Source organism: Halomonas cibimaris (assembly GCF_039537045.1).
Lineage (GTDB): Bacteria > Pseudomonadota > Gammaproteobacteria > Pseudomonadales > Halomonadaceae > Vreelandella > Vreelandella cibimaris.
In genome coordinates, this window is sequence record NZ_BAAAZT010000030.1 from 203,348 (window position 1) to 217,131 (window position 13,784).

At 63.3% G+C, this 13,784-nt stretch carries 12 protein-coding genes, 7 tRNA genes and 1 pseudogene; 14 read left to right on the top strand and 6 right to left on the bottom strand.

Features of this window, described 5'->3' with window-relative positions:
- Positions 1–112 precede the first annotated feature (112 nt).
- The 3 genes from ABD654_RS04870 to msrB all read right to left on the bottom strand — a co-directional run bounded on the left by ABD654_RS04870 (position 113) and on the right by msrB (position 2,890).
- Positions 113–1,360: a pyridoxal phosphate-dependent aminotransferase gene (locus tag ABD654_RS04870; RefSeq protein ID WP_344702829.1), complete on the bottom strand. Its 1,248-nt coding sequence runs from the start codon at positions 1,358–1,360 to the stop codon at positions 113–115.
- A gap of 53 nt (positions 1,361–1,413) precedes the next feature.
- Positions 1,414–2,373, bottom strand: coding sequence for a ribosome biogenesis GTPase YlqF (ylqF, locus tag ABD654_RS04875; RefSeq protein WP_344702831.1), 960 nt, complete (start codon positions 2,371–2,373; stop codon positions 1,414–1,416).
- 118 nt (positions 2,374–2,491) lie between these two features.
- Positions 2,492–2,890, bottom strand: coding sequence for a peptide-methionine (R)-S-oxide reductase MsrB (gene msrB, locus ABD654_RS04880; protein WP_344702833.1), 399 nt, complete (start codon positions 2,888–2,890; stop codon positions 2,492–2,494).
- Between the two features lie 185 nt (positions 2,891–3,075).
- On the opposite strand from msrB, the gene ABD654_RS04885 reads away from it, so the two are divergent.
- The 13 genes from ABD654_RS04885 to ABD654_RS04945 all read left to right on the top strand — a co-directional run bounded on the left by ABD654_RS04885 (position 3,076) and on the right by ABD654_RS04945 (position 9,782).
- A tRNA-Glu gene (locus ABD654_RS04885) sits at positions 3,076–3,151 on the top strand.
- A 23-nt stretch (positions 3,152–3,174) separates the two neighbouring features.
- Positions 3,175–3,249 (top strand) — tRNA-Gly (locus ABD654_RS04890).
- Between the two features lie 18 nt (positions 3,250–3,267).
- A tRNA-Glu gene (locus tag ABD654_RS04895) sits at positions 3,268–3,343 on the top strand.
- A 35-nt stretch (positions 3,344–3,378) separates the two neighbouring features.
- Positions 3,379–3,453 (top strand) — tRNA-Gly (locus ABD654_RS04900).
- 18 nt (positions 3,454–3,471) lie between these two features.
- A tRNA-Glu gene (locus ABD654_RS04905) sits at positions 3,472–3,547 on the top strand.
- 52 nt (positions 3,548–3,599) lie between these two features.
- Positions 3,600–3,674: transfer RNA gene (locus ABD654_RS04910), tRNA-Gly, on the top strand.
- A gap of 227 nt (positions 3,675–3,901) precedes the next feature.
- Positions 3,902–4,876, top strand: coding sequence for an ABC transporter ATP-binding protein (locus ABD654_RS04915; protein WP_344702835.1), 975 nt, complete (start codon positions 3,902–3,904; stop codon positions 4,874–4,876).
- Positions 4,873–5,646 carry an ABC transporter permease gene (locus ABD654_RS04920; protein ID WP_344702837.1) on the top strand — a complete coding sequence of 258 codons (774 nt, stop codon included), beginning with the start codon at positions 4,873–4,875 and terminating at the stop codon, positions 5,644–5,646. Before ABD654_RS04915 ends, ABD654_RS04920 begins: the two co-directional genes overlap by 4 nt.
- A gap of 41 nt (positions 5,647–5,687) precedes the next feature.
- Positions 5,688–6,533, top strand: coding sequence for an NADPH-dependent 7-cyano-7-deazaguanine reductase QueF (queF, locus tag ABD654_RS04925; RefSeq protein WP_344702839.1), 846 nt, complete (start codon positions 5,688–5,690; stop codon positions 6,531–6,533).
- 46 nt (positions 6,534–6,579) lie between these two features.
- On the top strand, positions 6,580–7,140 hold the full coding sequence (locus tag ABD654_RS04930) for a nitroreductase family protein (RefSeq protein ID WP_344702841.1): 561 nt from the start codon (positions 6,580–6,582) through the stop codon (positions 7,138–7,140).
- Between the two features lie 3 nt (positions 7,141–7,143).
- Positions 7,144–7,677, top strand: a complete 534-nt coding sequence (locus tag ABD654_RS04935; RefSeq protein ID WP_344702843.1) for a YiiD C-terminal domain-containing protein — start codon at positions 7,144–7,146, stop codon at positions 7,675–7,677.
- Between the two features lie 106 nt (positions 7,678–7,783).
- Positions 7,784–7,871: transfer RNA gene (locus tag ABD654_RS04940), tRNA-Ser, on the top strand.
- Positions 7,872–8,288: 417 nt separating this feature from the next.
- The gene (locus ABD654_RS04945; protein WP_344702845.1) at positions 8,289–9,782 is read left to right on the top strand and encodes an MFS transporter; all 1,494 of its coding nucleotides are present in this window, start codon (positions 8,289–8,291) and stop codon (positions 9,780–9,782) included.
- A gap of 29 nt (positions 9,783–9,811) precedes the next feature.
- Here the strand turns inward: ABD654_RS04945 and ABD654_RS04950 are convergent, their stop codons facing one another.
- Complete coding sequence (locus ABD654_RS04950) at positions 9,812–10,039, bottom strand: hypothetical protein (RefSeq protein WP_344702847.1); 228 nt, start codon at positions 10,037–10,039, stop codon at positions 9,812–9,814.
- 86 nt (positions 10,040–10,125) lie between these two features.
- On the opposite strand from ABD654_RS04950, the gene ABD654_RS04955 reads away from it, so the two are divergent.
- Entirely contained in the window at positions 10,126–10,566 is a 441-nt protein-coding gene (locus ABD654_RS04955) for a DUF411 domain-containing protein (RefSeq protein ID WP_344702849.1), read from the top strand.
- Between the two features lie 130 nt (positions 10,567–10,696).
- On the opposite strand, the pseudogene ABD654_RS04965 reads toward ABD654_RS04955, so the two are convergent.
- A pseudogene (locus ABD654_RS04965) lies at positions 10,697–12,156 on the bottom strand (SLC13 family permease).
- A 132-nt stretch (positions 12,157–12,288) separates the two neighbouring features.
- Complete coding sequence (locus ABD654_RS04970; protein WP_344702856.1) at positions 12,289–13,539, bottom strand: M20/M25/M40 family metallo-hydrolase; 1,251 nt, start codon at positions 13,537–13,539, stop codon at positions 12,289–12,291.
- Positions 13,540–13,784: the final 245 nt, after the last annotated feature.

The window sequence follows — 13,784 nt, forward strand, 5'->3', positions numbered from 1 at the left end:
GTAACGCCAGGATGACAGGGAAAGCAGGACGCCCGAGTGTGCGGGCGCCAGGTCAGCTAGATATAGGCACGATCGCCGGCTTTGCAAGCCCGGGGCTTCAACGTTTTTTGCGCTACTGGCGGTAGCGCGACAGAAAGTTGGCAAAGCGGTCCAGCGCATCGCCCAGCTGGTCAGCCCAGGGCAGGGTGACGATGCGCACGTGGTCCGGCTCCGGCCAGTTGAACGCCGTACCCTGCACCAGCAGGATTTTTTCCTGGAGCAAAAGGTCCTGCACCAGGCGCTGATCGTCCTGGATGTTGAATACCGCAGGGTCCAGCCGGGGGAAGGCGTAAAGCGCGCCCCGGGGCTTCACACAGCTGACCCCGGGAATGGCGTTGAGCTTTTCGTAGGTAATGTCGCGCTGGGCGCGCAGCCGGCCGCCGGGAAGAATCAGATCGTTGATCGACTGATAGCCGCCAAGCGCGGTTTGAATGGCGTGCTGGGCGGGTACGTTGGCGCACAGGCGCATGGAGGCCAGCATCGTCAGCCCCTGAATAAAGCCCTGGGCGCGCTGCTTGGCCACGCTGCCGGACAGCGTCATCCAGCCGGAGCGAAAGCCGGCGCAGCGGTAGCTTTTGGACAGGCCGTTGAAGGTGATGACCAGCTGGTCGTCGTCGGCAAGCGCACCGGCGGCGGTGTGGCTGGCTTCGTCGTAGAGAATCTTGTCGTAGATTTCGTCGGCAAACACCACCAGACCGTGAGCGCGGGCGATGGCCAGCAGCTCGCGGATGACCTCGGGCGGGTACACCGCGCCGGTGGGGTTGTTGGGATTGATCAGTACGATGGCCCGGGTGTGGGCGGTAATCTTGCGGCGAATATCGTCCATGTCCGGCGCCCAGTCGGCCTGTTCGTCGCACAGATAGTGCACCGCGCGCCCGCCCGAAAGGTTGGCGGCCGCCGTCCATAGCGGGTAGTCCGGCGCCGGGATCAGCAGCTCGTCGCCGTCGTTTAAAAGCGCCTGCAGCGCCATGACGATCAGCTCGGATACGCCGTTGCCGATGTAGATGTCTTCAATGCCGACGCCGGGAATCTGCTTGCGCTGGCACTCCTGCATGATCGCCTTGCGCGCGGAGTAAAGCCCTTTGGAATCGCAGTAGCCCTGGGCGGTGGGCAGGTTGTGCAGCACGTCCTGCAGGATTTCTTCCGGCGCCTCAAAGCCGAACGGCGCGGGGTTGCCGATGTTGAGCTTGAGAATGCGGTGGCCTTCGTCTTCCAGCCGTTTGGCGTGCTCAAGCACGGGCCCGCGGATGTCGTAGCAGACGTTATCCAGCTTGTGGGACTTGTCGAGCGTTGCCGGCTCGGAGGGCTTGGGAGTGTCCATGGTGCGCTTCCAGTAAAAGTAGGCAAAGTCGGGTCGGGGCAGGGCGCAATAGGTCAGGCGTCGGCAGCGGTATCGTCGGCGCCGGTGAACGTCTCGGGTGCGGGTATGTCGGCCGGCGTTTCCAGCGTGACCCGGCCCAGCTTGCCGTCGCGCAGCTCGTGGAGCAGCACTTCGGCGCCGCGATGCATATCCGCCACGCCGCCGGCGCGCAGACCGCCACGTTTGCGGGCAATGGCATCGAGAATCGCGTACCCGTCAAAGCCGGCCGCGGCGAGAAAGTCCGGGCGCGCAGGGCCGTCGCTGTCCACGCTTGCCTGTGCTGCGCGCTCGCTGCCCGGGTAGGCGGGCAGGGTTTTCAGCTTGTAACGCGCGCAAAGGGCGTGGGGGTAGCGCCGTGCCAGCTCGGCACAGGTGACAACGGCAACGTCGATATAGTCGATGGCGGTATCGCGGATGGCGCCGCTGGCGGCCAGGCGATAGGCGCTTGCCTGGTTTTCGATCTTGGGCCACAGCACGCCGGGCGTGTCGATCAGCGCTACGCGCTGGCCGACGGGCACTTTCTGCTGGCGCTTGGTGACCGCGGGTTCGTTACCGGTCCTGGCGATCTTGCGCCCGGCCAGGCCGTTGATCAGGGTGGACTTTCCCACGTTGGGGATGCCCATGACCATCACCCGAACGTCGCGGTCGGCGCGCACGTGCCCGGCAAGCGTGTGGCAAACAGCGGGTATCTGCTTGAGTTCGCGGGGGTTGGTGACGGTGATGGCAAGCGCCCGGGTGTCGCGCTGGGCGTCAAAATGGGCGACCCACTCGGCGGTGCGCTCGGGGTCGGCCAGATCCGCCCGGGACAGAATTTTCAACGTCGGCTTGTGCCGCGCAAGCTCGGCCAGCATGGGGTTGGCGCTGGAGTAGGGCAGCCTAGCATCGAGCACCTCGATCACCACGTCGATTTCGGGCAGCGCTTCTTTGATCTGGCGACGCGCCTTGTTCATATGACCGGGAAACCAGCCCAGCATGGCATTCTCCTGAGGGGTTCCAGCGCCGCCCGGCGGCGCGATAAAAAACGGGCGCTCAGTTTACCAGAAGGCGCCCGGGCTGGCTGGTCTGCGGCGGCTGATATATTGCAAAGGCGCGCTACTCGTCGGGACGATAGTCCAGCGCTACGCCGTTGATGCAGTAGCGCAGGCCGGTAGTGTCCGGCGGGCCGTCGGGAAAGACATGCCCCAGGTGGGCATCGCACCGGGCGCAGACGACTTCGGTACGCCTCATGCCGTGGCTGGTATCGAAGTGTTCTTCCACGCTTTGCCGGCCGAGCGGGCGGTCGAAGCTGGGCCAGCCGCAGCCGGCATTGAACTTGTGCTCGTTTTCAAAAAGCGGTGCGTCGCAGCATACGCAGTGGTACAGGCCCTGACCGCTGTGTGCGTCGCAGTCGCTGGTGAAAGGGCGCTCGGTGCCTTTTTCTCGGGTGACCCGGTACTGCTCGGCGGTAAGCTGCTCGCGCCACTGTGCGGGCGTTTTTTCCAGTTTGGCCATCGGATTCTCCTGTGGTGATGAACGAGTACGACGCGTGTTCCGGGCAAATTGTTCCTGTCTTTGCCGGATTCCTGCCTTTGAGGATAACGCGCCGTATCGCCAACGCCGAGGGTGGCAAAGATAAACGCTTGACACGTTTTACCCCGCTGAGTACTATACGCGCCACCTCGACGAGGCGGCACCGCGTCCCATTCGTCTAGTGGTCCAGGACACCGCCCTTTCACGGCGGTAACAGGGGTTCGAACCCCCTATGGGACGCCACTTGTCACGTCAGGTATCGGTTTGCGGGAATAGCTCAGTGGTAGAGCATCGCCTTGCCAAGGCGAGGGTCGGGAGTTCGAATCTCCTTTCCCGCTCCAGTTCGGTTGTTATACAGCGTCCCATTCGTCTAGTGGTCCAGGACACCGCCCTTTCACGGCGGTAACAGGGGTTCGAACCCCCTATGGGACGCCAACCGGCAGCGAGCAGCCGTCTGACGACAGCACCGTGCGGGAATAGCTCAGTGGTAGAGCATCGCCTTGCCAAGGCGAGGGTCGGGAGTTCGAATCTCCTTTCCCGCTCCAGTCAGCCGGTCAACCTGTGTCCCATTCGTCTAGTGGCCCAGGACACCGCCCTTTCACGGCGGTAACAGGGGTTCGAACCCCCTATGGGACGCCACTCGCTACACGTCGTATCAGCTATCGTTGAGCGTCGTGCCACACCAAGCGCTGCGGGAATAGCTCAGCGGTAGAGCATCGCCTTGCCAAGGCGAGGGTCGGGAGTTCGAATCTCCTTTCCCGCTCCAGGCGCAGTCAAGGCCGCATCCGGCCGTACCTATCGATGTTTCACGCCTTGTTTGATCACGACATTAGCTTTGCTAACGGTCGCATTTGGCGTGTCTGTTTGCCGCCGATGCCCGCCCGCTCGCAGCCCTGCGCCTTGAAAAGCTGGCAAATGCCCTAATGTCAAAGGCGGCTAACGCTTCACGCAAACGCTTCACATGTGTCTCACCCCTGCTGACAGGACAGTTTCATGGCCGAACCGGCATTGTCGATCCGTGGCCTGACCAAGGTGTACGGCAACGGCTTTCACGCACTCAAAGGTATTGATCTGGACGTGGAGCAGGGCGATTTCTTTGCTCTGCTGGGCCCTAACGGGGCAGGCAAGTCCACCACCCTCGGCGTGGTGTGCTCGCTTGTGCAGAAAACCGCCGGGCAGGTATCGCTGTTCGGCATTGATATCGACCGCGACTTCGCCCGCGCCAAGTACCAGCTGGGCGTGGTGCCCCAGGAGTTCAACTTCAACCAGTTCGAGCGGGTGATCGATATCGTCATCGCCCAGGCGGGCTATTACGGCATGCCCAAGCGCGAAGCGCTGCCCCGGGCCGAGCAGCTTTTAAGCGATCTGGGCCTGTGGGACAAGCGTAACGGCAGCGCGCGAATGCTCTCCGGCGGCATGAAACGCCGGCTGATGATCGCCCGGGCGCTGATGCACCGGCCCAAGCTGTTGATTCTTGACGAGCCCACCGCCGGGGTAGACATCGAGCTTCGGCGCAGCATGTGGGAGTACATGCGCCGGATCAACCGGGAAGAGGGCACAACGATTATCCTCACTACCCACTATCTGGAAGAAGCCGAAAGCCTGTGCCGCAACATCGCCATTATCAATCACGGCGATATCATCCGTAACACCAGCGTGCGCCGGCTGCTGGCGGAGCTGAATGCGGAAACCTTCCTGCTGGATTTGACCCGCCCGCTGGATGCGGTGCCGCATATCGAAGGCTTTGAGGTCTACCAAAGCGAGCCGGCCCAGCTGGCGGTGGTCATCCGTCGCGGCCAGCGGCTCAACAGCATCTTTGAGGCGCTGAGCCGGCAGGGCATCGAGGTCACGTCCATGCGCAACCGCGCCAACCGGCTGGAAGAAATGTTTGTATCCATGGTCAACGACCGCGCAGACGATGCCGGCCAAAACGCGTCGCCGAGCGAGCAAAAGGAGGCAAGCGCATGAACGCCACCCAGACCCTGGTCGCGCTGTGGACGCTGGTCGTCAAGGAAATCAAGCGCTTTACCCGTATCTGGCCGCAGACGCTTTTGCCGCCGTCGATCACCATGGCGATGTATTTCATCATCTTTGGCAACCTGATCGGCTCGCGCATCGGCACCATGGATGATTTCAGCTATATGGATTTCATCGTCCCCGGGCTGATCATGATGGCGGTGATCACCAACAGCTATTCCAACGTGGCGTCGAGCTTTTTCTCCAACAAGTTTCAGCGCAGCGTGGAAGAGATGATGGTCTCGCCCATGCCCAGCTGGGTGGTGCTCTCGGGTTTTGTGCTGGGCGGCATGGCGCGCGGGCTGGGCGTGGGCGCGATTGTCACCGTGGTGTCGCTGTTTTTCACCCAGCTGACCGTGGCGCATCCGCTGATGACGCTGCTGGTGGTGATGCTGACCTCGGCGCTGTTTGCCATTGGCGGTTTTATCAACGCGCTGCTGGCCAACAAGTTTGACGACGTTTCCATTGTGCCGACGTTTGTGCTGACGCCGCTGACGTATCTGGGCGGGGTGTTTTACTCCATCTCGCTGCTGCCGGATTTCTGGCAGAGCGTATCAATGCTCAATCCGATTTTGTATATGGTCAACGCCTTTCGCTACGGCATTCTCGGCGTCTCGGACATTCCCGCCGTCTGGGCGCTCACGGCCTCGTTTGCGTTTATTACCGTACTGTATACCATCGCGCTGATCATGCTGGAGCGCGGCTACGGCATTCGCAGCTAAGGCCCGATCGTGCCTTTTTGCACAGACACAAGGAAATTGCCATGAACGCGACGCCTGCAAGCCTGGAACATGCCCCGCTGGGGCGCAGCGCTGCCTATCCTGACCGCTACGATGCTTCGCTGCTTTTCCCTCTGCCCCGGGCAGAAAACCGAGCCGCGCTGGGGCTGGCTGAAGGCGCTGCGCTGCCGTTTGTCGGCGAGGACGAATGGCACGGCTACGAGCTTTCCTGGCTCAACGCCCGGGGCAAGCCTGTGATCGCGGTCGGGCGCTTTCGCCTGCCGGCGGACGCACCCAGCCTGATCGAGTCCAAGTCGTTCAAACTCTACCTCAACGGCTTCAACCAGACGCGCTTCGCTGATAGCGCCGAGGTGGCCGCTACCCTTGAGCGCGACCTTTCCGCCGCGGCGGGCGGGCGCGTGGGCGTTGACCTGCTCGGCGTGGACGACGCGGCGCTCACCCCGCGCCGGCTGCCCGGCGAGTGCATCGATGATCTGGACATCGCCATTGACGACTACACGCCCAGCGCCGAGCACCTGCGCCTGGCCGAGGGCAGCGACGAGATCGTCGAAGAAACCCTGCACTCGCACCTGTTGAAATCCAACTGCCCGGTGACCGGCCAGCCCGACTGGGGCAGCGTGATGGTGCGCTATCGCGGGTCGGCACTCGACCGCGAAGGGCTTTTGCGCTACCTGGTAGGCTTTCGTCAGCACCAGGGCTTTCACGAGCACTGCGTCGAGCGGATATTTACCGACCTGATGGCCAAAGCCGCCCCCGAGGAGCTTTTGGTACTGGCCCGCTACGTGCGCCGGGGCGGGCTGGATATCAGCCCCTGGCGCGCCACGCCGGGCCTGCGCCCGCCGAGCCCGCTGCGGCTGGCGCGGCAGTAACCCCCGCGCTAGAGTAGCGCCTTCTACTGCTTGAACGGAGGCACTGATGGATGCAATGACGCTTCTGCATAAACGCAGCTCAATGGGCAAGCTGGGCGCGCCGGCCCCGAAAGGCGAGGCGCTTGAGGCGATCTATCAGGCGGCCCTGCGCGCCCCTGATCATAAAGAGCTGCGCCCCTGGCACTTTATCGAATTCACCGGTGAAGGCCGCGAGCGCCTGGGCGAGCTCTACGCCGAGGCTGAATTTCAGGCAGACCCCGACGCCAGCGACACCGTGCTTGCCGCCGCGCGTAAAAAACCCCTGCGCGCACCGATGGTGATCGCCGTGGTGGCTCGTGTCACGCCGGATGTGCCCGGCGTGCCCAGGCTTGAGCAGGTGCTTTCCGCCGGCTGCGCCGGGCACGGTATTCTGCTGGCGGCCCACGCTCAAGGGTTTGGCGCCATGTGGCGCACCGGCCGATACGCCTTCGATCCGGTCGTGCACAAAGGCCTGGGGCTTGACGAAAACGATGAACTGATCGGCTTTGTCTACCTGGGTACGCTCGGCGGCCGGCACAAGCCGGTGGCCGAGCATGATACCGCCGACTTTGTTGAGCGCTGGGACTAACGTATGCCACAGCCACAGCCACAGCGCACGCCGGGCATCGCTTACCCGCCGCTCCCGCTGCCCGAAACGGGCCGCGACGACGATATGGCAACGTTTCAGGACTGGCTGCAAAAGGCCATCCCGCTTGCCGGCGAGCTGGGCATCACGGATATGCGCCGGGAAGGCGATTGCCTGCACTGGTCGCTGGCGCTGGCCCCCGGCCTGAATGACAAGGGCACCGGCTTTGGCGGGGCGCTGGCTGCCCAGACGACGCTTGCCGGCTGGTGCTGGCTTACACTATGGCTGCGCCGCCGGGGGCTGGCTCGCAGCGTGGTGGTGGCCGAAGCCAGCCAGCGCTTTGTGGCCCCGGTTACAGCGGACTACCGGCTGGCCTGTTTTCCCGCTGATGCCGCCGCCGGTGCCGCGCTTGCCCAATCGCTGCGCGCTGGCGGCAAAGGGCGCATCATCCTGCGCCAGACGGTCTTCAGCGGTGATACGTGCTGCCTTGATGCCAGCGGTCGCTATGTGGTGTTGCCGGCAGCAAACGGACGGCTCTAGCGGCCAGCGGTAAAAACTCCTTGCCATTTCCTGTGGGAGTCATTACTATACGCGCCGTTCTCGCGGATAAAGGCAAGCGCCTGCAGCGCGTAGAACAACAGATTGCGGAGGAGTGTCCGAGTGGTCGAAGGAGCTCGCCTGGAAAGTGAGTAAGTCGAAAGGCTTCGAGAGTTCGAATCTCTCCTCCTCCGCCAGATTTTTGATTAAGCCGCTGACTTCAGCGGCTTTTTCTTTGCCTGTATTGTTTCCATCCGCACGCTGCTTCCCATTGGCATCGGCCTTTTAGCATCTGGCCTTTTGGGCTTCTTTCAATAGGGCCCGGGCATCGCACGCCACATACCCAGCTCGGTTTACTTGAAGGCCTTCTTGTGCAAGGCCACCTGCTTTGGCACCTGGCATCGCGGATTTTCGCTTTTCTGCGCCGGTCCCGGCGGGCACTTCAAAAATCGTGCACACGCCGCGTGGTGGCGCCTCAAGCGGGTACGCCTTCTGGCTGAAAGGGGCCTGCGCATCTATCATAGCGCTGCGGATACCGCCGCCCGGGCGCTGCGTGTGACCTGGTGTTATTCGGGCGCCGGCAGGGTTTTCAGCGAGCAGGGGAGTGTGGATTCGTGCAAGCGCAGTCTGAAACGACATCAAGAGATATTGATATCACCCAGGACCCGGTGCGTTGGCGGGTACTGATAGTGCTGCTGTCGGCCATCGCCATGTCGCTGATCAGCGTAAGTATCGTCAACGTGGCGCTGCCGGCGGTGCAAAAAGGGCTGGGCGCGTCGCAGTCTGACCTGCAGTGGGTGCTTTCAGGCTATGCGCTGACGTTTGGCGTTGTGCTGGTAGCGGCCGGTCGGGCCGGGGATATCATGGGCCGTGGCGGTATTTTCATTATCGGGGTGGCCCTTTTTACCGCGGCGTCCATTGCCTCGGGCCTGGCGCCCAACGCCACGGCGCTGAACACCGCGCGCTTTGTTCAGGGCGTGGGCTCGGGGCTTTTGAACCCTCAGGGCGTGGGCATGATCCAGCAGTATTTCCGCGGTAGCGAACGCGGCCGAGCGTTTGGCTATTTTGGCAGCGTGGTAGGCGTATCGGTAGGGATCGGCCCGCTGCTTGGCGGGCTTTTGATCGAACTTGGCGGCGCGGACATCGGCTGGCGGCTGACGTTTCTGGTCAACGTGCCCATCGGCGTGCTGACGCTGATCCTGGCGTTTGCCTGGTTTCCTCGGCCGCTGCTGGATCGTGGCCCGCGGGGCCGCGTTGGTATTTCGCATCGCCTGCTGCATATCGCCCGGCTGCTGGACCCGGTGGGCTCGCTTTTGCTCGGGCTTGCGGTGTTTGCCGTGCTGTTTCCGTTCATGGAGGCGCGTACCGCGCCGCTGACCTGGCTATGGCTGCCGGCGGGCATCGCGCTGGCGGTGATCTGGGTGCGCTGGGAGCGCCACTATGAGCGCCAGGGATGCAGCCCCATGGTCAATCTGGATATCTTCGCTACGCGCAGCTTTACCAACGGCTCGCTGATCATGACGCTGTATTTTCTGGGCATGACCAGCATCTGGGTGCTGGTGGCGCTTTACATGCAGCAAGGCATCGGCCGTTCGGCCATTGAGGCCGGGGCGGTGGGGATTCCCTCGGCGCTGATGTCCGCTATTGCGGCCAACTGGGCAGGCAAGCGGGTGTCCCGCTACGGGCGCAAGGTGGTCATCGGCGGGCTGTGCTGTGCGATTACCGGGCTTTTGCTGTGTATGGTCGTTATTTTGCTGCACGCCGGCGGCTACATCAGCCCTTGGTGGCTGATGGCCTCGCTGGCGCTGGTGGGGACGGCCCAGGGCGCGGTCGTCAGCCCGAATCAGGCGCTGACGCTTGCCGAGGTGCCGCTGGCCTACGCCGGCAGCTCCGGCGCCATCATGCAAACCGGCCAGCGCATCGGCACATCCATCGGCATTGCGGTGATCACCGCGGCGGTGTTTGCGCTGCTGGAGAGGGTTTCCTGGCCGGTAGCGGCGGCCGGCGGCTTTGGCATTATCGCGCTGGTGATTGCCATGTCGCTGGTCGTGGCGCTTAAGGATCAGCGCGAGCGGGCGCGCAGTGCGCCCATGCCGGCAGACAGGTAGGCAAAAGAGGAGCGTATGGCATTTCGACTTCAGCGGCGCATTACCGCGTCAAGGTAACGCGCGATTGCTGGGAGCGGGTGCATTTCGATGCGCTGGCGGATATCGATCCGGTCGCGGCGATCGAGGCGTTTACCCTGCGCCGGGATATGAGCAAAACCGGTATTTTTCGCGCTATCGCGCCGTTCAAACGGGTGTGAGCGGCGATGTTTGCGCGCATTATTTTCAGCCCCGTGATCCTTGACCTGCGGGTTGCCCATAGGTTGTAAGCTCAGCCGGACGCCGGCAGGCCGCGATAGGTGGCGTAAAGCGCCGGGCTGATCAATGAACTTATACGGAGAACGCCATGCGTCGCGTATTCACCCCGCTATTGCTGGCAGGACTGACCTCACTGAGCGCTACCGCCGCCCAGGCCGCGCTGCCGGCAACCGCCACGCTTTATAAAAATCCCCAGTGCCTGTGCTGCGACGGCTATGCACGCCATCTGGAAGAACACGGCGTTGACGTTACCGTGATCAGTGACAGGGATATGGGAGATGTGAAAACACAGGCCGGCATACCCTACGGCCGAGGCTCTTGCCATACGATTAAAATGGGGGCGTATTGGGTAGAAGGCCATGTGCCGATGGCTGCGCTGGATGCGTTTTTCGACGACGCGCCGGATACCGCGGGCATCGGGCTTGCCGGTATGCCCAGCGGCACGCCGGGTATGCCGGGGGCCAAAACCGAGCCGTATCACGTCTATACCTTCAGCGAACATGAGGCCGCGCCCTACATGACGCTTTAAGCCGAACGCGAAGGCGATACAGCGCGCCCCCGGTGGTTGCCACCGGGGGCGCGCTGCTGTGCGGGCCGGGCTTGTCAGGCTTTGTTGATCGCTTGCGCGTTTCATGGCGCCAGCGACGCAGGGCAAAGCGCTACCAGAGCAGCGTAATCAGCAGATACACCAGCAGGGTAACAACGGCGCTGCCCGCCAGGTTGAGGGCGAAACCGGCGCGAATCATGGACTGGATTTTCAGATGCCCGGTAGCGAACACGATGGCGTTGGGCGGCGTGGCCACCGGCATCATGAACGCGCAGCTGGCGGCAATGGCGGCCGGCACCGTGATCAGCAGTATCTCGTGGTTGATGGATACCGCCAGAGCACCCAGCAGCGGCAGAAAGGCCGCGGCGGTGGCGGTGTTGGAGGTAACCTCGGTCAGAAAGATAATGACCAGCACCACAGCGGCAATCAGCGCAATCAGCGGCACTGCGCTGAGCAGGGCAAGCTGCTCGGCGATCCAGTCGGCCAGCCCTGACTGGGTAATGGCCCCGGCCAGCGCCAGCCCCCCCGCCAAAGAGCAGCAGCACCCCCCCAGGGCAGCTTTTCCGCCTCCGGCCAGCTGAGCAGGCGCTGGCCGCTGTGCTGGCCGCTGGGAATCAGAAACAGCGCAATGCCGGCGGCGATGGCAATGCCGGTATCCGAAAGCCAGTCGAGACCGGCGCTGTTAAGCAGCGGGCGGCAGATCCAGGCCAGCGCGGCCAGCACAAACACGCAGCCCACGCGCTTTTCTGCCCGGCTCATGCGGCCCAGGCGCTCAAGCTCCTGGCGGATCATGGCGCCGCTGTCCTTGCCGGTGTTGATGTTGAAGCCGCCGCGGCTAAGCCACAGCCAGGCCAGCGCCATCATGGAAAGGCTGACGGGAACGCCGACCAGCATCCACTGGGCAAAGCCGATGTCGATGTTTTGCTCGTTGAGCAGATAGCCCGCCAGCAGCGCGTTGGGCGGCGTGCCGATCAGAGTGGCAATACCGCCGATGCTGGCGGAGTAGGCAATCGCCAGCAGCAGCGCGGTGGCGTAGCGCGCAAGCTCTTTGGGATCGCTGTCATCGAGCAGCGTAATCACGGACATGCCGATGGGCAGCATCATAATCGAGGTGGCGGTGTTGGACACCCACATGCTCAAAAAGCCCGTCGCCAGCATGAACCCGGCAATCTGTCGCCGGGGCTGGGCGCCGACAAGGCGCAATACCAGCAGGGCAATGCGCCGGTGCAGGTCCCAGCGCTGCATGGCGATGCCGATCAGAAAGCCGCCCAGAAACAAAAAGATAATGGGGTTGGCGTAGCTGGCCGAGGTGGCCTTGACGGTGTCAATGCCAAACGCCGGCACCAGCACCAGGGGCAGCAGCGAAGTAGCCGGAATCGGAATGGCTTCGGTGGACCACCAGGTCGCCATCAGCATCGCAATGCCCAGACACGACCAGGCAGGCTCCGACATGCCGGCCGGGGCCGGCAAAATCCATGCGATCAGCAGCCACAAAGGCCCCAGAATCAGGCCGATACGTGCAGCAGTGCCCGAACCGGAAGCGTTTTCGTGCGCTTGTTCATATTCTCCCATGAGTGTCTCCCGGAGTATTTGCGGCTGCCGGGGCAAGCGTCGCTGGCCGGCCCGTTGGGGCCGGCGCGAACGCAGGGCAGCGAGTGTGTGTTGGCCGCGCGAACGGCGCGAAGGATGCCACCTTGCCGGGGCTTATTCGTCGTCGCTTTGCGGCGCTTCGCAGCCCTGGTGGTCAAGCGGCCGGGCGTTGTCCAGCCGTGGGTGGTTGTCCAGAAATGCGCGGTCCAGATCGGGCATTTTGTCCAGCGCCTGAATGGCGTGGGTCAACCCGTGAATGGCCGCCAGCACGTCCCGGGTGTTGCCGGTTTCCGAGATGGTGTGCATGTTGCGGATGGGAAAGCCGATGGACGTGGCCGCGCAGTCCACGCTTGCCAGCACGCCGGCCATGCCGTCGGTGCCGGTATCCACGCCGACGATATCGCGCTGCAGCGGAATGTCGTTCGCTTTGGCGGCCTGGGCGATTACGCGGTTGAGCTGTTCGCTGGCGATCGAGCCCACCGACATGGTAAAGCCCTTGCCCATTTCCAGCGGCTGCATGCGCTTGTCGCCGATGCCCGGGGCGGCCACGTAGTCGTGGTTGACGTCTACGCCGATCAGCGCGTCGGGCTTGAGCTCGCCGGCCAGCACGCGGCTGCCGAAGCGGCCGATTTCCTCGTAGCTGGCGATGGCAAACATCACCCGCACGCTGTCGGTGCCGCCGGCCTCGGCGATCAGCCGGGCGACTTCAGCGGTGGCAAAGCAGCCCAGGCCGTTATCCAGGTAGGCGCCGTAGAAGGTATCCGGGCTGAAGCCTTCGCGGATGGGGCGGTCGAAAATAATCGAATCCCCCGGGCGCACGCCGAGGTTTTCCACCTGCTGCTTTTTGTTGTCGCCGTGAATCTGCAGGTCAAGATAGATCTGCTCTTTTTTGATGCCCTTTTCGCCTGAGCGCTGGGCCGGGTCAGAGAAGTGGATGGCGCCCAGCGCTTCCACCGTGCCGCCCTCAAGGCAGCGGTACTCGCCGGGTTTTTCCGGGTCTTCGCTGAACAGCTTGACTTCGTGGCCGATGAGCACCGTGGGCAGAAAGGAGTCGGTGTTGATCCAGATCTTGCCGTCTTCGCCGATAGAGCGCACCTGCATGCGGATTTTGTCGGCATGGCCGATGAGCATCAGCTTGAACATGTCGTCACGGCCGGGGTGGGTATCGAGCACGATGCCGGCGTTGCCCTTGAACTGATGCACCTGCCAGCCCTTGGGGGCAAAGCGCTCGAAGTGCGGCTTGAGCACGCCGTAGGTCATGGCCGCTTCCAGGCCCACGGGGCTGGGCGCGGCGAGAATGTCACGCATCAGGGAAAACTGCGCGGCGGGCATGGGCTGTTTCCAGGGGGCTTGGGATTGACTCATGGTGCGTCCTTAAGGCAAACGCCCCGGCGCGAAGAAAGCGCGCGCGGAGCGTTATGGAGTGAACGGTTGTAAAAGGCAGGCGCTTGCCTTTGCCAGTGGCAATAGAGTGGGGGCGACAAGGGCAGAACCCAAGGCGTTCAGCCACGCCGTTTTGGGCAACGCGTGCCGGGCCATAGGCGCAGCGCTACGGGTCGGGTAAAATCGCCTACACTTACGGCGCACAGGCCATGGCCGGACAACGCACG

What these genes read in the sequence shown, in the direction of transcription:
- ABD654_RS04930 (WP_344702841.1), top strand. Translation starts at nt 6,580, where the DNA reads ATGGATGCAATGACGCTTCTGCATAAACGCAGCTCAATGGGCAAGCTG.
- ABD654_RS04970 (WP_344702856.1), bottom strand. Translation starts at nt 13,539, where the DNA reads ATGAGTCAATCCCAAGCCCCCTGGAAACAGCCCATGCCCGCCGCGCAG.
- ABD654_RS04955 (WP_344702849.1), top strand. Translation starts at nt 10,126, where the DNA reads ATGCGTCGCGTATTCACCCCGCTATTGCTGGCAGGACTGACCTCACTG.
- ABD654_RS04920 (WP_344702837.1), top strand. Translation starts at nt 4,873, where the DNA reads ATGAACGCCACCCAGACCCTGGTCGCGCTGTGGACGCTGGTCGTCAAG.
- msrB (WP_344702833.1), bottom strand. Translation starts at nt 2,890, where the DNA reads ATGGCCAAACTGGAAAAAACGCCCGCACAGTGGCGCGAGCAGCTTACC.
- queF (WP_344702839.1), top strand. Translation starts at nt 5,688, where the DNA reads ATGAACGCGACGCCTGCAAGCCTGGAACATGCCCCGCTGGGGCGCAGC.
- ABD654_RS04870 (WP_344702829.1), bottom strand. Translation starts at nt 1,360, where the DNA reads ATGGACACTCCCAAGCCCTCCGAGCCGGCAACGCTCGACAAGTCCCAC.
- ABD654_RS04950 (WP_344702847.1), bottom strand. Translation starts at nt 10,039, where the DNA reads ATGGGCAACCCGCAGGTCAAGGATCACGGGGCTGAAAATAATGCGCGC.
- ABD654_RS04915 (WP_344702835.1), top strand. Translation starts at nt 3,902, where the DNA reads ATGGCCGAACCGGCATTGTCGATCCGTGGCCTGACCAAGGTGTACGGC.
- ABD654_RS04935 (WP_344702843.1), top strand. Translation starts at nt 7,144, where the DNA reads ATGCCACAGCCACAGCCACAGCGCACGCCGGGCATCGCTTACCCGCCG.
- ylqF (WP_344702831.1), bottom strand. Translation starts at nt 2,373, where the DNA reads ATGCTGGGCTGGTTTCCCGGTCATATGAACAAGGCGCGTCGCCAGATC.